Source organism: Streptomyces sp. L500 (assembly GCF_054551825.1).
The window spans coordinates 457,311-478,012 of record NZ_JBTOLC010000002.1 but is presented as its reverse complement, the minus strand read 5'-3'; the positions used below and the strand labels follow the sequence as shown (position 1 = coordinate 478,012).

The window sequence follows — 20,702 nt, the reverse complement described above, 5'->3', positions numbered from 1 at the left end:
AACTCACTCCTTGCGGCTGGCGTGGCCGCCATGCGGCCGCGGGACGCGGCGGGCGGCTGGCGTGCCGCGCCGGGCCCCGGTCTGCGGGGCGGCGCACGGCACACGACGGCAGAGGCTATCGGATCACCGGAAGGCCGAGTTCACCGCACGTGCACCCGGGCGTTCCCGGTCCGGGCGACCGCCCGGGAACCGGCCCCTACAGGGACGTCCCGGACGTCCGGGCGGTTCCCACGGACGGACGAAACGTTTCCCGTCGGATGGCTGGAATAGGGTGCCGTCATGACGTGGCTGATCACAGGCGGAGCTGGGTACATCGGGGCGCATGTGGCGCGGGCGATGACGGAGGCCGGGGAGCGGGTGGCCGTCCTGGACGACCTGTCCTCGGGCGTGAGCGGCCGGCTGCCGGAGTCGGTCCCGCTGGTGCGGGGCTCGGTGCTGGACCGAGAGCTGCTCGACCGCACGCTCACCGGTCTCGGTGTGACGGGAGTGGTGCACCTGGCGGCGAAGAAGCAGGTCGGGGAGTCGGTCGAGAAGCCCCTGCTGTACTACCGGGAGAACGTCCACGGGCTGACCGTGCTGCTGGAGGCCGTGGTCGCGGCCGGGGTCCGCAGCTTCGTCTTCTCGTCCTCGGCGGCCGTCTACGGCATGCCCGACGTGGACCTGGTCACCGAGCGGACGCCGTGTCTGCCGATCAACCCGTACGGCGAGACCAAGCTCGCCGGGGAGTGGCTCGTCCGGGCGACGGGCGCCGCGCACGGCATCGCCACGGCGTGCCTGCGCTACTTCAACGTGGCGGGCGCGGCCCGCCCGGAGCTGGCCGACACCGGCGTCTTCAACATCATCCCGATGATGTTCGACCGCGTCACCCGGGGCGAGCGGCCGCTGATCTTCGGCGACGACTACGCCACCCCGGACGGCACCTGCGTCCGTGACTACATCCACATCGAGGACCTGGCGACCGCCCACCTCGCCGCCGCCCGCCGGCTGGCCGAGCGGCCGGGCGCGGGCGACCTGACGCTGAACGTCGGCACCGGGTTCGGGGTGTCCGTGCGGGAGATGGCCGACCTGATCGGCGAGATCACCGGGCGCCCGGAGCTGACGCCCGAGACAGCCCCGCGCCGTCCGGGTGATCCGGCGCGAGTCGTGGCGTCCAACGAGCTGATCGCGAAGGAGCTGGGCTGGAGCGCCCGCCACGGCCTCCGCGACATGGTCGCCTCCGCCTGGGAGGGCTGGTGCCTCCACCACCCCGAGGCGCGCCGCGCCTGATCCCCGCGATCCCGCCCCCGCCCGTAGTTGACTGGGCCCGGCCGGCGGGTGCGCGCCGGCCTGGCGGCGGCGACGGCTTCGGAAGGCGGCGGGCATGGGAGCGGGTCACCACCACGGCCTCCACCACGGCCACTCGCACGGGGGACGCCCGCCCGGTGCGACCGGCACGGCCGCGGCCGCCCACAAGGGGCGGCTGCGGATCGCGCTGGGCATCACCCTGACCGTCCTGCTGGTCTACGCCGTAGGCAGCGCGCTGACCGGTTCGCTCGCGCTGTTCGCCGAGGCGGGCCACATGGCCACGGACGCGGTCGGGGTCTTCATGGCCCTCCTGGCGATCCGTTTCGCCGCCCGCCCGGCCTCCGGCAGACGCACCTGGGGCTACGCCCGGGCCGAGATCCTCGCCGCCCTGCTGAACTGCGTGCTGCTGCTCGGCGTCGGCGGCTACGTCCTGATCGAGGCCGTCGAGCGGCTGGCGGAGCCCGCGCCGGTGCCGGGCGCGCGGACGGTCGTCTTCGGCCTGGTCGGCGTGGTCGCCAACGGCGTCTCGCTGGCCCTGCTGATCCGGGGCAGCAAGGAGAGCCTGAACGTACGGGGCGCGTTCCTGGAGGTCCTCTCGGACGCCCTGGGCTCGCTGGCCGTGGTGGTCTCCGCGCTGGTGATCATGGCGACGGGCTGGACCCGGGCGGACCCGGTCGCCTCGCTGCTGATCGGTCTGATGATCGTGCCGCGCACGGTGAAGCTGCTGCGCGAGGCGCTGGACGTGCTGCTGGAGGCGGCGCCGAGGAACGTCGACATGGACGAGGTGCGGGCGCACATCCTGGCCCTGCCCGGCGTGCGGGGCCTCCACGACCTCCACATGTGGACGATCACATCGGGGATGCCGGTGCTGTCGGCGCACGTGGTGGTGGACCCCGGCGCGCTGGACTCGGCGGGGCAGGAGAAGATGTTGCACGACCTTCAGGACTGCCTCGGCGAACACTTCGCCGTGGAGCACTGCACCTTTCAGCTGGAGCCCGGCGGGCACGCCGAGCACGAGGCCGGCCTCTGCCACTGAGGCCACCGGGCCTCGATGAATCGTCCGCCGTGGTCGTGGGCATTCCGTACGGCAGACTTGAAGGTGGAAGACCGACAATGAGGATGGTCAATGCCGATCACATCTGCCAAGGGCCGCTCCGCCGACTCGGACCGGCGCCCCGAGGCCGCCGACGCCGCCGAACCGATCATGCTGGAGCTGGTCGACGAGGACGGCAGAACCATCGGCACCGCCGAGAAGGTCTCCGCCCACATCGCCCCCGGCAGGCTCCACCGGGCCTTCTCGGTCTTTCTCTTCGACGACGCGGGCCGGCTGCTTCTCCAGCGCCGGGCGCTGGAGAAGTACCACTCCCCCGGCGTGTGGTCGAACACCTGCTGCGGCCACCCCTACCCGGCCGAGCCGCCCTTCGTCGCCGCCGCCCGCCGCACCGGTGAGGAGCTCGGCCTGGCGCCCGCGCTGATGCGCGAGGCCGGGACCGTCCGCTACAACCACCCGGACCCGGCCTCGGGCCTGGTCGAGCAGGAGTACAACCACCTGTTCGTGGGTACCGTCACGGCCCTGCCGGACCCGGACCCCTCCGAGATCGCGGAGACCGCGTTCGTCACCCCCGCCGAGCTCGACGCGCTGCGCGAGAAGTACCCCTTCTCGGCGTGGTTCATGACCGTGCTGGACGCCGCCCGCCCGGCGATCCGCGAGGTCACCGGGGACGCCGCGGGCTGGTAGGCCGGGAGCGCAACGGCAGGGCGGCCCAGACCACCTTGCCGCCGCCGGCGGTGTGCTCGATGTCGTAGCAGCCGCCGGCCTCCTCCACCGTCGCCTGCACCAGCAGCAGGCCCCGGCCGCCGGTGCGCGGCTCGTCCTCCGGGCACGCCTCCATGGGCGCGGGGCGGTACGGGTGGTTGTCCTCGACGGCCACCCGGACCCACTCCGGGCTCACGGAGACCTCCACGGCCACCTCCGGGGAGAGCAGCGCCGCGTGCCGCACGGCGTTGGTGACCAGCTCGGAGACGATGAGCAGCAGCCCGTAGAGCTGGTCCTCGCGCAGCGGCACCGCGCGGCGCCGGATCAGCTCGCGGACGGCGCTCCTGGCCGCGGGGACGGACCGGTCGAGCGCGGGAGCCGTCCAGCGCCAGCTCCCGTCGTACTCGGCGGGCTTGCGGGGCGCACCCGCCCGCCCCGGCCCGGGCGGGCGTCCCCCGCACATCTCCATCTCCGTAACCCACCCCTCGCCGTGGCCCGACCACCTGTGCCGAGTGTTGGGAACCTTGGCATCCGCTCCGGTGAGCTGACCGGAAGTCATCGCTATCGACGGATTCCGGCGGGGTTCGACCGATCCCGCACACGGCTGGCGCCCCGCAGACTGTTTGATCATGACTTCCTGGTCCCGGTTAGCATCCGCCCATGGAGCCCGCACTGCAGCTTGTGATCGACGGACCCGTCGCCACCGTCCGGATCGTCAACCCCGCCAAACGGAACGCCATGACCACCGGGATGTGGAAGGACCTGCCCGGGCTCCTCGCGCGCTGCGCCGCCGACCCGGCGGTCCGGGTGCTGGTGCTGACCGGCGAGGGCGGGACGTTCTGCGCGGGCGCGGACATCGCCACGCTGGCCGCCGACGGCGGCGTGGGCTCGCGGGATCTGGCGGTGGCGGCGGAGGAGGCGCTGGCGGCGTTCCCCAAGCCGACGATCGCGGCCGTGCGCGGCCACTGCGTCGGTGGCGGCTGCCAGCTCGCGGTCGCCTGCGACCTGCGCTTCGCGGCGGAGGGGGCGTCCTTCGGGGTCACCCCGGCGCGGCTGGGCATCGTCTACCCGGCGTCCACCACGCGGCGGCTGGTGGAGCTGGTGGGCCCGGCGACCGCCAAGTACCTCCTCTTCTCGGCCGAGCTCATCGACACCGAGCGGGCCCTGCGCACCGGGCTGGTGGACGAGGTGTGGCCGGCGGACGCGCTCGACGGCCGGGTGGCGGAGTTCGCGGCGACGCTGGCGGCGCGTTCGCAGCTGACGCAGGCGGCTGCCAAGGAGTTCGCCTCGTCCCCGGTCACGGCGGACCGCGTGGCGCACTGGGCCGCGCGGGAACGCGGCAGCGGCGACACCGCCGAGGGTGTCGCCGCGTTCTTGGAACGGCGGGTGCCGCTCTTCGACTGGACGGTCTGAGCGCCCCGTAAGGGGCGCGGGTAACTGCGCGCCCAGCCACGGACGGCCCGCAGCGGCCCGACTGCCCTCGCGCCGTATCCAACCGCGGGCCGGTGGGGGCTGGTCGCGCAGTTCCCCGCGCCCCTATGGGGCGCCCCCTACGAGGCCGCGCGCCGCTCCGCGACGATGTCCGCGGGGGCCTTCTCCGGCGAGCCCGCGTCGTACGGCGGCTGCGGGTCGTACTCGATCATCAGCTGGACGGTCTGGGCCGTCCGGTCGCCCGCGATCCGGCCGAGGAGGGCGAGGCCCATGTCGATGCCCGAGGAGACCCCGGCGGCGGTGACGTACTTGCCGTCGAAGACGACCCGCTGCCCCGTCGGCTCGGCGCCCAGGGAGCGCAGCTGCTCCAGGTGGAGCCAGTGCGAGGTGGCCGGGCGGCCCGTCAGCAGCCCGGCGGAGGCCAGGATCACGGAGCCGGTGCACACCGACGTCGTCCAGGTCGTGTGGCGGTCCACGGCCGTCAGCCAGTCCCGCACGGGGCCGGGATCGAGCGGCAGGAACCGGTCCGGGCCGCCGGGGACGACGACGATGTCGGGGCGGGGCACGTCCGCGAGGGAGCGCTCGGCGACGAGCGTGAGGTTGCCGCTCTCGTTGGGCACCGGGCCGGGCCGCTCGGCCACGAAGACGGTCTCCGCGCCCGGGAGACGGCTGAGGGTGTCGTACGGGCCCACGGCGTCAAGTGCGGTGAAACCGGGATAAAGCAGGATGGCGATCTGCATGGCAAAGCCTTCTCTCGTACTCGAAGAAAACCGAAGGGGAGTTGAAGGGAATTGAAGGGAAGCGGTCAGACCGCGATCGGCTGAACCGTCGTCATGGGCCGGAAGCGCCGCCGGTATTCGGCCGGGCCCGCGCCCAGGGCCCGGACGAAGGCCCGCCGCATCGCCTCGGGCGTGCCGTAGCCGCAGGCGCGGGAGACCTCCTCCACGCCCTGCCCGGTGTCCTCCAGCAGCCGTCGCGCGGCCTCCAGGCGCACCAGGTCGACGTAGCGTCCCGGCGTCATCCCCACCTCGTCCCGGAAGGCCCGGGCGAAGTGCCGGGGCGACAGGCCCGCGCGGTCCGCGAGCGCGTCCACCGACAGGTCGGCGCGGAGGTGCTCGACGATCCAGTGCTGGATGTCGCGCAGTGTCGGGCGCCCGGCCGTCTGGGCGGCGAGCGGCACGCTGAACTGCCGCTGGTTGCCGGGCCGCCGGAGGAAGACGACCAGGTGGCGGGCGATGGTGAGGGCCACCTGCCGGCCGTGGTCCTCCTCGACGACGGCGAGCGCCAGGTCGATGCCCGCCGTCACGCCGGCCGACGTGGCGACGCGGCCGTCGCGCACGAAGATGGGCTCGGGGTCCAGCAGCACGTCCGGGAAGCGCTCGGTGAACCGGTCGCAGTACGCCCAGTGGGTGGTGGCGCGCCGGCCGTCGAGCAGCCCGGCGGCGGCGACCAGGAACGCGCCGGTGCAGACGGAGAGCAGCCGCCCGGCCCGGGGGCCGTTGACGCGCAGCCAGGACACGATCCGGGGATCGGGCTCCAGGGCGCCCTCCCCGCCGGGGACGACGAGCAGGTCCGGCACGGCGCAGTCGGCGAGGGCCGCGTCGGGGGCGAGCCGCAGCCCGCTCGTGCTGCGGACCGGCGCGCCGTCGATCGTCGCGGTGCGCACCTCGTAGCCGCCCTCCGCGCCGCGGTCGGCTCGCACTCCGGCGAACACCTCGTGGGGGCCGGTGACATCGAGGGGCTGGATCCCCTCGAAGAGGACGATCAGCACCGTGCGGGTTCTCATGGCCTCCATGCTGGCCGCCCTCCCGTCATGGCCGCAATGACGGGTTCCCCACCTTTCCTGCCATCGGTGGCGGCTGTGACCTTCATCCTTTCCTTCCGTACCAACCAGTACGTACGGTACGGGACATGACTTCCCTGCCCGCCGGCTCCGCTCGGCGCTGCCAGTCCTTCCTCAACCCCTACCACTCGGCCCAGTACTTCTCCCCGGAGATCCAGCAGGAGGTGGGCGCCCTCGGCATCGGCGGCACCGAGAGCTTCGGCGCCGTCTATCTGGCGGGGCGCGCCGCCGCCTTCGGCCGGGTCGGGCCGGGCCCGGTGACGGCCTCGTTCTTCAGCTTCAGCCACGAGCTGATCTCCCGGCACATCCCCGCCGTCTGGGACATCGCCTCCCCCGAGGACGTCCTGGCCGCGCGGCTGCGCGCCGCCGACGCCCTGCTGCGGCGGCTGCTCGGCGAGGAGACCGTGGCCTCCGCCGAGATGGCCGAGGCCGCCGAGCTCGCGCTGCGGGCCACCGAGGCCTGCGACCGGTCCATGCGCACCCTGTACGCGGCCCACGCCGACCTGCCCGTGCCGGACGCCCCGCACCTGGCGCTGTGGCATGCCACCACGCTGCTGCGCGAGTACCGGGGCGACGGCCACCTGATGGTCCTCGTCCAGGCCGGCATCGACCCGATCGAGGCGGTCCTGACCCACTCCGCCACCGGCAAGGGCATGTCCCACAAGTGGCTGCTGCGCACGCGCGGCTGGAGCGAGGACGACCTGGCCGCCGGCCGGGAGCGGCTGCTGGAGCGCGGGCTGCTGAACACGGACGGCACGCTGACGCAGGCCGGCGTCGACCTGCGCGAGGAGCTGGAGGACGCGACGGACCGCCTGGACCGCGCCCCCTACGAGCACCTGGGCGCCGCCGGTGTCGCGCGGCTGACCGAGCTGGCCCAGGGCTACACCACGACCCTGGTGGAGGGCGGCGCCTTCCCGTCCGACCTGCGGGGGTAACCGCTCCGACCTGCGGAAGTAGCCGCTCCGACCTGCGGGAAAAGCCGGGCGCGCGGGCTCTGTCACCGGTACCTGCCACAATGCAGATCGCGGCTCAGCGCGGCGGAACCGCCGCGGAACAGGGAAAGCGGAGCGTGATCGTGACGACGTCGACGTCGATCGAAGGCAGGATCGCCGAGGAGCTCGGCGTGCGGGAGCGGCAGGTGCGGGCCGCCGTCGAATTGCTCGACGGCGGGTCCACCGTGCCGTTCGTCGCGCGCTACCGCAAGGAAGCGACCGGGGCGCTCGACGACGCGCAGCTGCGCACGCTGGAGGAGCGGCTGCGGTATCTGCGGGAGCTGGAGGACCGCCGGGCGGCGGTCCTCGAGTCCGTACGGTCGCAGGGCAAGCTGGACGAGGCGCTGGAGGCCCGGATCCGCGAGGCCGACTCCAAGGCCCGCCTGGAGGACATCTACCTCCCGTTCAAGCCCAAGCGGCGCACCAAGGCCCAGATCGCCCGCGAGGCCGGGCTGGAGCCGCTGGCCGACGGCCTGCTGCGCGACCCGAGCGTGGACCCGGTGGCGGCGGCCGCCGCGTTCGTCGACGGGGACAAGGGCGTCGCGGACGCCGCCGCCGCGCTGGAAGGCGCCCGCGCCATCCTCACCGAGCGGTTCGGCGAGGACGCCGACCTGATCGGCGAGCTGCGCGAGCGCATGTGGTCGCGCGGGCGGGTGGCCGCGAAGGTGCGCGAGGGCAAGGAGGAGGCGGGCGCGAAGTTCGCCGACTACTTCGCCTTCGCCGAGCCCTTCACCGAGCTCCCCTCGCACCGGGTGCTGGCGATGCTGCGCGGCGAGAAGGAGGACGTCCTCGAGCTCACCCTGGAGCCGCAGGCGCCGGAGGAGTCCACCGAGGGCCCCAGCGCCTACGAGCAGATGATCGCCCGGCGCTTCGGGATCGCGGACCGGGGCCGTCCGGCGGACAAGTGGCTGGGCGACACCGTGCGCTGGGCCTGGCGCACCCGGATCGTGACGCACCTGGGCATCGACCTGCGGACGCGGCTGCGCCAGGCCGCCGAGGACGAGGCCGTCCGCGTCTTCGCGGCGAACCTGCGCGATCTGCTGCTCGCCGCCCCGGCCGGCACGCGCGCCACGATGGGCCTGGACCCGGGCTTCCGCACGGGCGTGAAGGTCGCCGTCGTGGACGCGACCGGCAAGGTCTCCGCGACGGAGACCATCTACCCCCACGTCCCGCAGAACAAGTGGGACGCCTCGCTGGCCACCCTGGCCCGCCTCGCCCGCGAGCACGGCGTGGAGCTCGTCGCGATCGGCAACGGCACGGCCTCCCGCGAGACCGACAAGCTGGCGGCCGACCTGATCGCCCGTCACCCCGAGCTGGGGCTGACGAAGGTGATGGTCTCCGAGGCCGGCGCCTCGGTCTACTCCGCGTCCGCGTTCGCCTCGCAGGAGCTGCCCGGCATGGACGTCTCCCTGCGCGGCGCGGTCTCCATCGCCCGCCGGCTCCAGGACCCGCTCGCCGAGCTGGTGAAGATCGACCCGAAGTCGATCGGCGTCGGCCAGTACCAGCACGACCTGTCCGAGGTGAAGCTGTCCCGCTCGCTGGACGCGGTCGTCGAGGACTGCGTCAACGGCGTCGGCGTCGACGTCAACACCGCCTCGGCGCCGCTGCTCTCCCGGGTCTCCGGCGTCAGCTCCGGCCTCGCCGAGAACATCGTCGCCCACCGCGACGCCAACGGCCCCTTCCGCTCCCGCAAGGCCCTCAAGGACGTGGCCCGGCTGGGCCCCAAGGCGTACGAGCAGTGCGCCGGCTTCCTCCGCATCCGCGGCGGCGACGACCCGCTGGACGCCTCCAGCGTCCACCCCGAGGCGTACCCCGTGGTGCGGTCCATGGTGAAGGCGACGGGCGGCGACGTCGCCGCGCTCATCGGCAACACGGCGGCGCTGCGCTCGATGCGTCCCGAGGACTATGTGAGCGACTCCTTCGGGCTGCCGACGGTGACGGACATCCTCCGCGAGCTGGAGAAGCCGGGCCGCGACCCGCGACCCGCGTTCCGGACGGCGGCCTTCAAGGAGGGCGTCGAGAAGATCGGCGACCTGACGCCGGGGATGCTGCTGGAGGGCGTCGTCACCAACGTCGCGGCCTTCGGCGCCTTCGTGGACGTGGGCGTCCACCAGGACGGCCTGGTGCACGTCTCGGCGATGTCGAAGACGTTCGTGAAGGACCCGCGCGACGTGGTCAAGCCCGGCGACATCGTGCGGGTGAAGGTGATGGACGTCGACATCCCGCGCAAGCGGATCTCGCTGACGCTCCGTCTGGACGACGAGGCGTCGCCGGCTCGCTCCGGCGGCGGCGCGCCCCGCGAGCGCGCGGAGCGCGGCGAGCGCCGCGGCAATGCCCCGCGCCCCCGCCGGGCGGAGGGCGGCCGACAGGCCGCTCCCCCGGCGGACGGGGCGATGGCCGACGCGCTGCGGCGCGCGGGGCTGCTGGGGCGGTAGCGGGGCGCGCTCACACGTCGCGGCGCCTCACCACCAGCACGGCGAGCGCGACCGTGAGCAGTGGCCAGAGCGCGTAGACGATCCAGGAGCCGGAGACCGTGGCGGTGTACGCCAGAGACGCGGGACCCGGCTCCCAGGTCTCGATCAGGCGCCTCCAGGCGGCCGAGACCAGCGCGTGTTTGACGTCCGCCGACCAGCGGTCGCTCTCCGGGAACATGGTGGGCAGCATCAGCAGGACGAAGACGCCGGTGACCATGGTCGCGGCGGCGTGCCGGAGGAGGACGCCGAGACCCAGGCCGACCAGCGCGCAGACCGGCGCCAGCAGCGCGGTCGCGGCCACCGCCCGGAACACCCCGGGGTGGGTGATCGGCACGGCCGCGTGCCGTCCGGCCAGGACGGCCTGGGAGACCAGGAAGGAACCGAGGGAGGCGATCGTGCCGACCGCCGTCCACAGCGCGGCGGTGACGGCGGCCTTGGCCAGCACCACCGCGCCACGGGCGGGGACGGCCACGGTGGTGACGCGGATCAGTCCGCTGCCGTACTCGCTCACCACGGTGAGGGCGCCCATGCTGCTCGCGATGAGCATCAGCGTCCAGTAGCCGGCCGGTGGATAGGCGTCGTAGTGCCGGAAGTCGGCTGGCCCGGAGACCGTGGCGTCGTCCGTCATCGTCGCCACGGCGGTGGAGCCGATGACGAAGAGCACGGTGAGCGCGAGCGTCCACGGCGTGGAGCGCAGGGATCGCGTCTTGATCCACTCGGCGGCGAGCAGGTCGCGGAAACGGGCGGGCGGCCCGGCGACGGAGGTGGTCCGGGGAACGGGGGCGAGTGTCGTCATCGGTCCTATCCTGCCTGGTATTCGGTGCTCTCGGCGGTGAGTGCCATGAAGGCCGACTCCAGCGAGGCGGTGCGGGTGGCCAGTTCGTCCAGTCGGATTCCCTTCTCGAAGGCGAGTGCCCCGATCCGGTCCGCCGGGAGCCCGGTGACGACGAGCCTCTCCGGTCCCTCCGGCTCGACCGAGGCGCCCGCCGCCGTCAGCACGGCCGCCAGCTCCGCCGCCCGCGGCGTGCCCACCACGACGCCGCGCCGGGTGCCGCGCGCCGCGAAGTCCCGGAGCGGCTCGGCGGCGATGAGGCGGCCCCGGCCGATGACGACGAGATCGTCGGCGGTGTTCTCCATCTCCGACATCAAGTGACTGGAGAGGAAGACCGTGCGCCCCTCGGCGGCCAGGCGCCGGAAGAGCCGGCGTACCCAGAGCACGCCCTCCGGGTCCATGCCGTTGACCGGCTCGTCGAACATGAGCACGGGCGGGTCGCCGAGGAGGGCGGTGGCGACGCCCAGCCGCTGCTTCATGCCGAGGGAGAAGCCGCCGACGCGGCGGTTCGCCGCCTCGGCCAGTCCCACCTCGTGCAGCACTTCGTCCACCCGGCGTCGCGGTATGCCGTTGCTCCGGGCCAAGGCGGACAGGTGCGCCACGGCGCTGCGGCCGCCGTGGACCTGCCCGGCGTCGAGGAGGGCTCCGACGTGCCGCAGCCCGCGCGGATGGCTCCGGAAGGGGACGCCGCCGACGGTGGCGGTGCCGGCGGTGGGCGCGTCCAGGCCGAGGATCATCCGCAGGGTGGTGGACTTGCCGGCTCCGTTGGGGCCGAGGAACCCGGTGACCCGGCCCGGCCGCACGGTGAAGGACAGCTGGTCGACGGCCGTCTTGCCGCCGTAGCGCTTGGTGAGCTCGTTGACTTCGATCACGGCACCGAGACTGCCGGGAGGGCCTGCCTGCCCGCATGGGGCCGTGGGCGGCAATCGTCCGCCGGGCACTGGCCCGTGGGCGTACGTCCCCGGGCTGACGCCGCGCGGGTGACGGCCGGTTAGTCTCGCGGCGTGAATCCGATCGATACGAAGGCCGTGGCCTGGGCGGGAGCCGCCGCCTACCTCCTCATGGTGGCCCTGCTGGTGGGGGCCGCGCCACGGGCGTCGGGCACGGTCCACGGCGTCGGGGCACTGCTCGCCGCGAGCCTGCTCGCCGGCGTCGTGCGACGGCTGCCGCCGGCCGCCCTCGCCCTGACGCTCCTCGGATCCACGGCCGCCGTGGTGGGCCCTCCGAGCTCCGCCCACGCGATCCCGACGGCTTCGTACCAGGGCGAGTTCCTGGGATACCTGGCGGTGGACCTCGTTCTGGGCATCGTCGTCGCCACCCGTGCCCGCCGTGCCCCGGTTATCGCCGTGGCCGTGTCCTTCATCGTGCAACTGCTGGTCACCGGCCTCTTCGCGCACGGGGACAACCTGTCCGTCAACGGGCTCGTCGGCCTCCTGGCGATGGCCGCCTCCTGCACGGCCGGCCTCCTCGTCCGTGAGCGCCGCGAGCACGCGGTGGCGCTGCGCTCGCGGGAGGTGGCCGAGGCCGTGACCGCCGAACGGCTGCGGATCGCACGGGAGCTGCACGACATGGTCGCGCACAGCGTCGGCATCATCGCCATCCAGGCCGGTGTGGGCAGCCGGGTCATCGAGAGCCGGCCGACGGAGGCCCGCGAGGCGCTGCGCGCCATCGAGGCCACCAGCAGGGAGACCCTGTCGGGCCTGCGCCGCACGCTGGTGTCGCTCCGTCAGGCCGACCGGGACACGGACGCCCCCGAGCGGTCACCCGCGCCGGGACTGGCCGACATCGAACGGCTGGCGGCGGCGACCGGGGACGCGGGGGTACACGTCGAGGTGCGCCGCGGCGGGAGCGAGCGCCCGCTGCCCGCCGACATCGATCTCTCCGCCTACCGCATCGTGCAGGAGGCGCTGACCAACGTGGTCCGCCACGCGGGCACCGGGAGTTGCCGGGTGACCATCGACCACGGCGACGAGGAACTGTCCGTGGAGGTCGTCGACGACGGGCGTGGCATCACCGGCGACGGCCCGGCCCACGGCTTCGGCATCATCGGCATGCGCGAGCGGGCCGGCCTGCTGGGCGGCCGGCTCAGCGCCGGCCCGCGCCCCGGGGGCGGCTTCCGGGTGGCCGCCCGGCTGCCGTTGCCCGCGCCCGGCGGCGTTCCGGTCGAGGTGGCGGCCCGGTGACCGTCAGGATCCTGCTCGCCGACGACCAGCCGCTGGTGCGGTCCGGGCTGCGCGTGATCATGGCCGACCATCCCGACCTGGAGGTCGTCGGCGAGGCCGCCACCGGCTCCGAGGCGGTCCGGCTCGTCGGCGAGCTCGACCCCGACGTCGTGGTGATGGACATCCGGATGCCCGGCATGGACGGCATCGAGGCCACCCGTCTGATCACGGCCGGTCCCACGGCGGCCCGTGTCCTGGTCCTGACCACCTTCGACGAGGACGACCACGTCCGCGGCGCCCTGCGGGCGGGCGCGAGCGGCTTCGTCGTCAAGGACATGGCACTGGACGACATCCTCGCGGCGATCCGCGTCGTCGCCGCCGGCGACGCGCTGCTCGCACCGGGGGTGACGCGCCGTCTGATCGCGGACTTCGCCGGGCGCCCCGAGGCCGCCCCGCGGCGCCCGCCGCGCCCGGTCGAGGGCATCACCGAGCGGGAACGGGAGGTCCTGACCCTGGTCGGACGCGGCCGGTCGAACACCGAGATCGCGGAGGACCTCTTCATCACGGTGGCCACCGCCAAGTCGCACGTGTCACGGCTGCTCACCAAACTGGGCGCCCGGGACCGGGTCCAGCTCGTGATCACCGCCTACGAGGCGGGACTGGTGACCGCGCCTCACTGACGGCCGATTCCTGCGCCCGACCGGATGAATGAGCGGCCTTCCCGGTGAGACCCGACCCGCCACCGGCCATCGATCACACGGGACGACGCGCGTCCGCGCCGTCGTCCCGTGTGACGTCCCCGTCCTGACCCGACCAGGGGCGCCTACCGGAACCGGAAGAGGAGGCGGGCCCATGGACGGGTCGGACGGAGCGGCGGGGCGCAGCTATGCCGCTCGGCTGGTGGACGAGGTGTTCCCGGGGTACGGGACGCGGGAGGCCGTGGTGTACCGGGATCTCCGGATGACCTACGCCGAGCTTGCAGAAACGATTCGTCAGATGGCCGCCGGATTCCGGTCCCTCGGCCTGGGGCCCGGCACCACCGTCGCCCTGGCGAGCGGAAACCGCGCCGAGGCGGTGTGCGTGCCGTTCGCGGCGCACCTGGTGGGGGCGCGGTTCCTGCCGATGCCGGTGGACCGGGGCCCGGCCGAGTACGCCAGCGTCGCGGCGAACGTTCCCGCCGACGTCCTTGTCGTGGACGACCGGATCTCGGAGACCTGCGCGCACGCGGTCACCAGCGCCTTCCCCGGGGCCCGCCTGCTGACGCTGGGATCCGGCGGGCCGGCGCCGGACCTGATGGACGTCGTCCGGCGCGCCCGCCCGGCCGACGAGCCGACGTGGGCGCACGCCGGGCAGGTGGAGACGGTGCTGTGCTCCGGCGGCACCACGGGCCTCACCAAAGCCATCCTGCACCGGCACCGGATGTACCGGACGATCCTGGCGAACCCGTTCCTCCCCGAGCCCGTCACGCTGCTGGTGACCAGCCAGATCGCCCACGTCGGCGGGCTGTACGCGCTGAGCGGCCTGGCCGGGGGCAGCACGCTCACGCTCCTGGACCGCTTCACTCCGGAGGCGGTGATCGAAGCGCTGACGAACGAGCCGATCACCGCCATGATGCTGATGCCGCCCATGCTGTACCGGCTGCTCGACCACCCGGGGCTGGCCGGCGTCGACTGCTCCCGGCTGCGCCGCGTCATGTACGGGGCCAGCCCGATCACCCCGGACCGGCTCCAGCAGGCCCTGGACCGGTTCGGGCCGGTGCTGTGGCAGCTCTACGCCCAGACCGAGGCGTTCGGCCTCACAGCGCTGGACTCCGCCGATCACCTCGTGGACGAGGGCAGACTGCTGCGTTCCGTCGGCCGCTCCTTCCCCGACATGGAGACGGAGGTCCGCGACGAGCAGGGCCGGCCCCTGCCGCCGGGAGAGGTCGGCGAGATCTGCGCGCGCGGGCCGCGCGTCATGGAGTGCTACCTCAACCAGCCGGAGGCCACCGCCGCCGTGTTCCACCCGGACGGCTGGCTGCGCACCGGCGATCTCGGCTACCGGGACGAGGAGGGCTACTTCTTCCTCATGGACCGGCGCAACGACGTGATCATCACGGGGGAGGCCGGGTCCACCATCTACTCGCCGCTCGTGGAGAACGCGCTGACCACCCACCCGGCGGTGCGGGCCGCCGCGGTGATCCCGGTGCCGCACCCGCTGTACGGGCAGGCCGTGCACGCCGTCGTCGTCACCGCTCCCGGGGCGCGCGTGGAGCTCGACGAGCTGCGCAAGTGCGTGCTGGCCGAGCTGGAGCGGCCCGTCTATCTGCCCGCGAGCTTCGAGTTCGTCGACGCGCTGCCGCTGACTCCCATCGGCAAGGTCGACAAGACGGCCCTGCGCGCGCCCTACTGGGCGGGGCACCAGGGGCTGCTCCACGGGGACACGACGGCGCGCGCTCAGCCGGCGGGCTGAGCGTCGGCGGGCCGGTCGTCGGCGAGCTGATCACCGGCGGCCGGATCGCCGGCGGGCCGGGTGAAGGCGACGGTGGCCAGGGTCTCGGTGCTGGTGCTGTAGCCGATGACGTCGCCGCCCGTGGCGCGCTGCACGCGGATGGCGTTGCCCCCGTACCCGTCGGGGGTGACGAACAGGCCCCAGACCGGCGTCCAGTCCTCGGTCGCCCCCGTCCCCGGGTCCACGACCGGCTCGGGCCGGGGCACGACCCGGCGCTGTACGACGAACCCGCCGCCGGCGGCGTCGCGCAGCGCGTCGCGCCACTCCCGTTCCGGGCAGGCCCAGCCCGCGACGACGCCCGAGCCCGCGAAGCCCCGGCAGGGCTTGAGGATCAGCCGTTCGCGCTCCTCGACGCACCGGTCGACCAGCGGCGCGGTCAGCAGTCTGGTCCACGGCAGGATCCGTTCCGCCGCCCGCCGCTCGCGCGCGGACAGCACGGCGTCGCACCGGGGGTCGGACAGCAGCGCGAGGGCGCCCTTGTTGGTGAACAGGGCGCTGTCCAGCCCGGTCCACAGGACTGCCGTCCCCTTCTCGTCGGCGCGGGTGATCGCGGCGAGGCCGTCCTCGTGCCCGATCGTGTCGTCGACGGTGAAGAAGCGCAGTACCACGTCGACGCGGGCCGTGCCGACGAACAGCTTCCCGCCGTCGCCCCGCACGTCGCCCAGTTCGCCGAGGACGACGTCCAGCCCCTGGCCCTCCAGCACCGCGACGGTGGGGGCGATCGGCCGCCGGTACCGGGGCAGCGCCCCCGGTGCGAACACCAGCGCCACCACGGGGGACGGGCGCGGCGCCACGGCCCGCAGCGTCGCGGCCACGCGTTCGGCGGTCCGTACGTGCCGCAGCGCGTACCGCTCGGCGAAGGCGGCGAAGGCGGGCACGGCTTCGAGGGAGCGGGGCAGTTCGCCCAGTTCGAAGCCGCCCACTCCGCCGGCGATGTTGAACTCCAGCAGGGCGAAGCGGCCGTACTCGTCGCGGTAGAGGTCGGCCCGGCCGAAGCGGTCCGCGGGCCGCCCGGCGTGGGCGTGGCGCCGCAGCAGCGGGGCCATGCGGGGCTCGCCGCCCAGGGCCGCCCAGTACCGTTCGACGTCGCCGTCGAAGAGCCGGTCGGGCAGGGAGACGAGGACGTCGAAGAGGGCCAGCAGGTCGTCGACCGCCGCTCGCAGCTCCGGTTCGTCGGCGAACAGCGGCCGGGCCAGCAGCCGGGCGTCGCGCAGACAGCCCGGCAGCTCGGCCTCGGCGACGGCCCGGCTCAGCCCGCTCCCGTCGGCGCGGCACAGTTCCACGTAGCGCGCGGTCACCTCGTCCATGAACGGCTCTCTCCCACCGGTCGGCGTCACCGTTCGTCTTCGGCAGGAAGGCCGTGCCACGTGAGCGTCCGGCGCTACGTGAGCAGTCCGCCCTCCGCCAGTCGTCGGCGGACCTCGGCGACGGCCTGGTCGGACAGCGGCCGCTGGGGCGCGGCCGTCGCCGCGCAGTCGATGACGCCGAGCGCGCGCAGCGCTGCCTTGAAGCCGCCGAGCGCGGCGGCGCCGCCGCTCATCGTGGCGGTGTCCCCCGCGTCGACGAGGGCGAACAGCGCCGCGAGCCGGTCCTGCTCGGCCGCCGCCTCCGGCCAGCGCCCGGCCCGCGCGTGGTCGTACAGCCGGACGTACCCGGCCGGGTCGACGTTGCCCAGCCCGGGGACGACGCCGTGGGCGCCCGCCAGCAGGGCGGCGTCCACGGTGAGCTCGGAGCCGGTGAGCGCGGCGAAGGTGCCGTCGAGGCCGCGTTCGCGCAGCGCGACCAGCAGGCGGCGGAAGCCGCCCAGGTCGCCGCTGCTGTCCTTGAGCCCGGCGAGGGTGCCGTCCTCGGCGAGCCGGAGGAGGAGGGGCGCGGTGAGCTTGCTGTGGACGTGCTGGGGGATGTCGTAGGCGATCAGCGGGAGGCCGACGGCGGCCCGGATCCGGCGGAAGTGGTCGGCGGTCTCGGCGGGGTGCGTCCCGGCGTAGAAGGGCGCGGTGGCGACGAGCGCGTCGGCGCCGTGGGCGGCGGCGGCCAGCGCCCGGTCGACGACGCGGGCCGTGGCCGTGTCGATCACGCCGGCCAGCACGGGCACCCGTCCGGCCACCGTCTCGACGGTGATCCGCAGGACCTCGTCGCGCTGGGCATCGCTCAGGAAGGCGGCCTCGCCACTGGTGCCGAGGGCGAACACCGCGTGGACCCCGGCGTCCAGCAGGTGTTCGACGAGCGAGACGAGGGAGCGGACGTCCACGTCGCCGCCGGGGGTGAGGGGGGTGCAGAGCGGGGGGACGACGCCGGTCAGGGGTGTGGGCAGGTGCGTCACGCGGTACAGCATTCCGTCCGGGCCCGCGCTGTCAAGACGGCGTGGCCGTCTCCACCAGGTCGGCCGCCGCCAGGGCGCAGCCCCAGGAGACGGTGATGCCCGCTCCGCCGTGGCCGTAGTTGTGGACGAGCCGGCCGCCGCCCGGCAGGGGCTCGGCCTCCAGGCGGACGCGCGGGCGGGCCGGGCGCAGGCCCACGCGGTGGCCGAGGACGCGGGCCCGGGCCAGCCGGGGGAAGACGCGGGAGCAGCGGCTGATGATGGCCCGGGCGGTGCGGGGCGAGGGGGCCGGGTCCCAGGCGTGTTCCTGGGCGGTGCCGCCGAGGACGGCGCCGTAGGGCTGGGGGAAGACGTAGACGGTGTCGGTCCCGGCGTCGTCGGCGGCGGTGAACCACTCGTCGATGCCGGGGTTCTCGACCACGACGAGCTGGCCCCGCACCGGGTGCACCGAGGGGTCGGGGACGAGGTCGCGGGCGCCCAGGCCGGTGCAGTTGACGACGACGGGCGCCGAGCGGGCGGCCCGTGCGAGCGAGTCGACCGGGCGGACGGCGACGGTGCCGCCCGCCGCGCCCAACCGCCGGGTCAGGTAGTCGAGATGCGTGGCCATGTCCAGCAACGGCAGACGGACGCGCACCCCGCGGTCGTAGCCGCGCGGCAGCTCGCCCGCGCCGGCGGCGCGCAGCCCCGGCACCCGGGCCGCCCACGCGCCGAGCTCCCCGGGGGCCTGGCCGGCGTGGGTGCCCTCGGCCAGGCGCACCCCGGTCCGTTCCGGCCGCCCGGCCAGGCCGGTCATGACCGCGAGCGAGGCGAGCGCCCAGTCGCCGGCCCGGCCGCGCGGCTCGATCCGGTAGGGCCACCACAGGCCCCCGGCCACCGCCGAGGTGGTCTCGGAGGACGGCGAACGGGTCCACACCTCGACGCGCCGGCCCCGCTCCGCCAGGACGACCGCGCTGGTCAGTCCGATGACGCCGGCACCGACCACGATCACATCGCTTGCCATGCGCCGACGGTACCGGTGAACTCACCGCGGGCGGGCGGGAATTCACCTGCGGGTGCGTCGTGGGCCGGATGCGGGGTGGGGTGGACGGGCCCTTACGGGGCTGAGCTCTTCGCGGTGCCTGCCACTTCGGTGACGGTTGCCCCGTATTTTGCTCCAGCGGCGAAGAGCTCCTTACGCCCCTACCAGGGCCCGTCCACCCCCCGCCCCCTTGCGTCGCCACCTCGGGGGCGCCGCTCGGAGGGCAACGGATACAGTCGGTTTCCTTATGAGTGCCACCCTCGTCGTCAAGGATCTCGCCGCCGGACACGGCGACCGCACGCTCTTCTCCGGGCTCGACCTCGTCGTCGCCCCCGGGGACGTCATCGGGCTCGTCGGGGCCAACGGGGCGGGGAAGTCCACCCTGCTGCGGATGCTCGCGGGCCTCGCCACGCCCGAGCACGGCACGCTGCGGCTGAACCCGCCCACCGCGACCGTCGGTCACCTGCCGCAGGAGCCCGAGCGGCGCGCGGGCGAGTCCGTGCGGGCGTTCCTCGCCCGCCGTACCGGGGTCGCCGCCGCTCAGGCCGCGCTCGACGCCGCCACCGAGGCGCTCGTCGAGGGCGCGCCCGGCGCGGACGACGCCTACTCCGTCGCGCTGGAGCGCTGGCTGGACCTGGGCGGCGCGGACCTCGACGAGCGGGCCGAGGAGGTCACCGCCTCGCTCGGCCTGGGCATCGGCCTGGACCGGCCCATGACCGGCCTCTCCGGCGGGCAGGCCGCCCGCGCCGGTCTCGCGTCCCTGCTGCTCAGCCGCTACGACGTCTTCCTGCTGGACGAGCCCACCAACGACCTCGACCTGGACGGCCTGGAGCGGCTGGAGTCGTTCGTCACCGGCCTGCGCGCCGGCACGGTCCTGGTCAGCCACGACCGCGAGTTCCTGACCCGCACGGTGAACAAGGTCCTGGAGCTCGACCTCGCCCAGCAGCAGGTGAACCTCTACGGCGGCGGCTACGCGGCCTATCTGGAGGAGCGCGCGACCGCCCGCAGACACGCCCGCGAGGCGTACGACGAGTACGCCGACACCAGGGCGGGGCTGGAGGCGCGGGCCCGCACCCAGCGGAACTGGATGGAGAAGGGCGTCCGCAACGCCCGCCGCAAGGCCACCGACAACGACAAGATCGGCCGCAAGCTGCGCGCCGAGTCGACCGAGAAGCAGGCCGCCAAGGCCCGCCAGACCGAGCGGCTCATCGAGCGGCTGGATGTGGTGGAGGAGCCCCGCAAGGAGTGGGAGCTGCGGATGGAGATCGCCGCCGCGCCCCGCTCGGGCGCGGTCGTGGCGACGCTGCGCGGGGCGGTCGCCCGGCGCGGGCCGTTCGCCCTCGGTCCGGTGGACCTCCAGATCGACTGGGCCGACCGGGTCGCCATCACCGGCGCCAACGGCTCCGGGAAGTCCACGCTGCTCGCCGCCCTGCTCGGCCGGCTGCCCCTGGACGAGGGCGGCGCCGCGCTGGGCCCGGGGGTGGTCGTGGGCGAGGTGGACCAGGCGCGGGCCCTGTTCTTCGGCGAGGAGACGCTGCTCGCGGCGTTCGGCGCGGAGGTCCCGGAGCTCGCCCCGGCGGACGTCCGGACGCTGCTGGCCAAGTTCGGCCTCAAGGCGGAGCACGTGCTGCGCCCGGCCGTGACGCTCTCCCCGGGTGAGCGCACCCGCGCCGCGCTGGCCCTGCTGCAGGCGCGCGGGGTGAACCTGCTCGTCCTCGACGAGCCCACCAACCACCTCGACCTGCCGGCCATCGAACAGCTGGAGTCGGCGCTGGACTCGTACACCGGCACGCTGCTGCTGGTCACCCACGACCGCCGGATGCTGGACGCGGTCCACACCACGCGGCGGCTGGAGGTCGCGGACGGACGGGTGAGCGAGCGCTGAGCGAATGCCGTCCTTGGGCTGTGGGAAAGCTGTGTGCCCGCTGGGCGAACGGGTGACGCCTCGCCCGAAAAGAAACCCAGCGGATGGCCAACACTTTCCCAAGAGATACCCATGGCGTCAGCGCTGTTTGACCATTGAATCAGCGGCGATACCCCGGGTACGGCAGTGATTTTGAAGCGTTGATGGGGTTACCCGGGCTCCGTTCGATTTACGGA

General features: G+C 74.1%; 18 protein-coding genes. 10 read left to right on the top strand and 8 right to left on the bottom strand.

The genetic code is table 11. The features are described from left to right. Positions 1-279: 279 nt before the first annotated feature. From galE to idi, 3 genes are all read left to right on the top strand, one after another. Complete coding sequence (gene galE / locus ACX9I7_RS04980) at positions 280-1,266, top strand: UDP-glucose 4-epimerase GalE (RefSeq protein ID WP_126916806.1); 987 nt, start codon at positions 280-282, stop codon at positions 1,264-1,266. Positions 1,267-1,360: 94 nt separating this feature from the next. After that, the gene (locus tag ACX9I7_RS04975; RefSeq protein ID WP_387567535.1) at positions 1,361-2,320 is read left to right on the top strand and encodes a cation diffusion facilitator family transporter; all 960 of its coding nucleotides are present in this window, start codon (positions 1,361-1,363) and stop codon (positions 2,318-2,320) included. A 90-nt stretch (positions 2,321-2,410) separates the two neighbouring features. Next, a complete protein-coding gene (gene idi, locus ACX9I7_RS04970) occupies positions 2,411-3,022 on the top strand; it encodes an isopentenyl-diphosphate Delta-isomerase (protein ID WP_459386607.1) in 612 nt (203 codons plus the stop codon). On the opposite strand, the gene ACX9I7_RS04965 is transcribed toward idi, so the two are convergent. Next, entirely contained in the window at positions 2,997-3,509 is a 513-nt protein-coding gene (locus ACX9I7_RS04965) for an ATP-binding protein (protein WP_387567533.1), read from the bottom strand. The genes idi and ACX9I7_RS04965 overlap by 26 nt on opposite strands. A 191-nt stretch (positions 3,510-3,700) precedes the next feature. On the opposite strand from ACX9I7_RS04965, the gene ACX9I7_RS04960 reads away from it, so the two are divergent. Continuing rightward, positions 3,701-4,453 carry an enoyl-CoA hydratase/isomerase family protein gene (locus tag ACX9I7_RS04960; protein ID WP_387567532.1) on the top strand — a complete coding sequence of 251 codons (753 nt, stop codon included), beginning with the start codon at positions 3,701-3,703 and terminating at the stop codon, positions 4,451-4,453. A 137-nt stretch (positions 4,454-4,590) separates the two neighbouring features. Here the strand turns inward: ACX9I7_RS04960 and ACX9I7_RS04955 are convergent, their stop codons facing one another. Continuing rightward, on the bottom strand, positions 4,591-5,211 hold the full coding sequence (locus ACX9I7_RS04955; protein WP_392755182.1) for a DJ-1/PfpI family protein: 621 nt from the start codon (positions 5,209-5,211) through the stop codon (positions 4,591-4,593). Between the two features lie 65 nt (positions 5,212-5,276). After that, on the bottom strand, positions 5,277-6,257 hold the full coding sequence (locus tag ACX9I7_RS04950) for a GlxA family transcriptional regulator (protein WP_459386606.1): 981 nt from the start codon (positions 6,255-6,257) through the stop codon (positions 5,277-5,279). A 125-nt stretch (positions 6,258-6,382) separates the two neighbouring features. Here ACX9I7_RS04950 and ACX9I7_RS04945 point away from each other — a divergent pair, with 125 nt between their 5' ends. Beyond that, a complete protein-coding gene (locus tag ACX9I7_RS04945; protein ID WP_459386605.1) occupies positions 6,383-7,249 on the top strand; it encodes an SCO6745 family protein in 867 nt (288 codons plus the stop codon). A 140-nt stretch (positions 7,250-7,389) separates the two neighbouring features. Next, on the top strand, positions 7,390-9,741 hold the full coding sequence (locus tag ACX9I7_RS04940; RefSeq protein ID WP_459386604.1) for a Tex family protein: 2,352 nt from the start codon (positions 7,390-7,392) through the stop codon (positions 9,739-9,741). A 10-nt stretch (positions 9,742-9,751) separates the two neighbouring features. Here ACX9I7_RS04940 and ACX9I7_RS04935 read toward each other — a convergent pair whose 3' ends face one another. Both ACX9I7_RS04935 and ACX9I7_RS04930 read right to left on the bottom strand, forming a co-directional pair. Further along, on the bottom strand, positions 9,752-10,576 hold the full coding sequence (locus tag ACX9I7_RS04935; RefSeq protein ID WP_459386603.1) for an ABC transporter permease: 825 nt from the start codon (positions 10,574-10,576) through the stop codon (positions 9,752-9,754). Positions 10,577-10,581: 5 nt separating this feature from the next. Beyond that, positions 10,582-11,484, bottom strand: coding sequence for an ABC transporter ATP-binding protein (locus tag ACX9I7_RS04930; RefSeq protein ID WP_459386602.1), 903 nt, complete (start codon positions 11,482-11,484; stop codon positions 10,582-10,584). A gap of 132 nt (positions 11,485-11,616) precedes the next feature. Between ACX9I7_RS04930 and ACX9I7_RS04925 the strand changes: the two genes are divergently transcribed. The 3 genes from ACX9I7_RS04925 (at position 11,617) to ACX9I7_RS04915 (ending at position 15,225) form a co-directional block, all read left to right on the top strand. Continuing rightward, positions 11,617-12,795, top strand: a complete 1,179-nt coding sequence (locus ACX9I7_RS04925; protein ID WP_459386601.1) for a sensor histidine kinase — start codon at positions 11,617-11,619, stop codon at positions 12,793-12,795. Further along, positions 12,792-13,454, top strand: coding sequence for a response regulator (locus ACX9I7_RS04920; protein ID WP_459386600.1), 663 nt, complete (start codon positions 12,792-12,794; stop codon positions 13,452-13,454). Before ACX9I7_RS04925 ends, ACX9I7_RS04920 begins: the two co-directional genes overlap by 4 nt. Positions 13,455-13,626: 172 nt before the next feature. Then, the gene (locus ACX9I7_RS04915; RefSeq protein ID WP_459386599.1) at positions 13,627-15,225 is read left to right on the top strand and encodes an AMP-binding protein; all 1,599 of its coding nucleotides are present in this window, start codon (positions 13,627-13,629) and stop codon (positions 15,223-15,225) included. On the opposite strand, the gene ACX9I7_RS04910 is transcribed toward ACX9I7_RS04915, so the two are convergent. From ACX9I7_RS04910 to ACX9I7_RS04900, 3 genes are all read right to left on the bottom strand, one after another. After that, the gene (locus tag ACX9I7_RS04910; protein WP_459386598.1) at positions 15,210-16,571 is read right to left on the bottom strand and encodes a hypothetical protein; all 1,362 of its coding nucleotides are present in this window, start codon (positions 16,569-16,571) and stop codon (positions 15,210-15,212) included. The two genes, ACX9I7_RS04915 and ACX9I7_RS04910, sit on opposite strands and share 16 nt — an antisense overlap. Before the next feature lie 74 nt (positions 16,572-16,645). Further along, positions 16,646-17,587: a dihydrodipicolinate synthase family protein gene (locus tag ACX9I7_RS04905; protein WP_459386597.1), complete on the bottom strand. Its 942-nt coding sequence runs from the start codon at positions 17,585-17,587 to the stop codon at positions 16,646-16,648. A gap of 31 nt (positions 17,588-17,618) precedes the next feature. Further along, a complete protein-coding gene (locus tag ACX9I7_RS04900) occupies positions 17,619-18,584 on the bottom strand; it encodes an FAD-dependent oxidoreductase (RefSeq protein ID WP_459386596.1) in 966 nt (321 codons plus the stop codon). A gap of 265 nt (positions 18,585-18,849) precedes the next feature. On the opposite strand from ACX9I7_RS04900, the gene ACX9I7_RS04895 reads away from it, so the two are divergent. Continuing rightward, positions 18,850-20,487, top strand: a complete 1,638-nt coding sequence (locus ACX9I7_RS04895) for an ABC-F family ATP-binding cassette domain-containing protein (protein ID WP_387567506.1) — start codon at positions 18,850-18,852, stop codon at positions 20,485-20,487. The last annotated feature ends 215 nt before the right edge of the window (positions 20,488-20,702 follow it).

Coding starts and splice junctions, on each gene's coding strand:
- ACX9I7_RS04910 (WP_459386598.1), bottom strand. CDS start 16,571: ATGGACGAGGTGACCGCGCGCTACGTGGAACTGTGCCGCGCCGACGGG.
- ACX9I7_RS04935 (WP_459386603.1), bottom strand. CDS start 10,576: ATGACGACACTCGCCCCCGTTCCCCGGACCACCTCCGTCGCCGGGCCG.
- galE (WP_126916806.1), top strand. CDS start 280: ATGACGTGGCTGATCACAGGCGGAGCTGGGTACATCGGGGCGCATGTG.
- ACX9I7_RS04895 (WP_387567506.1), top strand. CDS start 18,850: ATGAGTGCCACCCTCGTCGTCAAGGATCTCGCCGCCGGACACGGCGAC.
- ACX9I7_RS04915 (WP_459386599.1), top strand. CDS start 13,627: ATGGACGGGTCGGACGGAGCGGCGGGGCGCAGCTATGCCGCTCGGCTG.
- ACX9I7_RS04945 (WP_459386605.1), top strand. CDS start 6,383: ATGACTTCCCTGCCCGCCGGCTCCGCTCGGCGCTGCCAGTCCTTCCTC.
- ACX9I7_RS04900 (WP_459386596.1), bottom strand. CDS start 18,584: ATGGCAAGCGATGTGATCGTGGTCGGTGCCGGCGTCATCGGACTGACC.
- ACX9I7_RS04975 (WP_387567535.1), top strand. CDS start 1,361: ATGGGAGCGGGTCACCACCACGGCCTCCACCACGGCCACTCGCACGGG.
- ACX9I7_RS04955 (WP_392755182.1), bottom strand. CDS start 5,211: ATGCAGATCGCCATCCTGCTTTATCCCGGTTTCACCGCACTTGACGCC.
- ACX9I7_RS04965 (WP_387567533.1), bottom strand. CDS start 3,509: ATGGAGATGTGCGGGGGACGCCCGCCCGGGCCGGGGCGGGCGGGTGCG.
- ACX9I7_RS04960 (WP_387567532.1), top strand. CDS start 3,701: ATGGAGCCCGCACTGCAGCTTGTGATCGACGGACCCGTCGCCACCGTC.
- ACX9I7_RS04950 (WP_459386606.1), bottom strand. CDS start 6,257: ATGAGAACCCGCACGGTGCTGATCGTCCTCTTCGAGGGGATCCAGCCC.
- idi (WP_459386607.1), top strand. CDS start 2,411: ATGCCGATCACATCTGCCAAGGGCCGCTCCGCCGACTCGGACCGGCGC.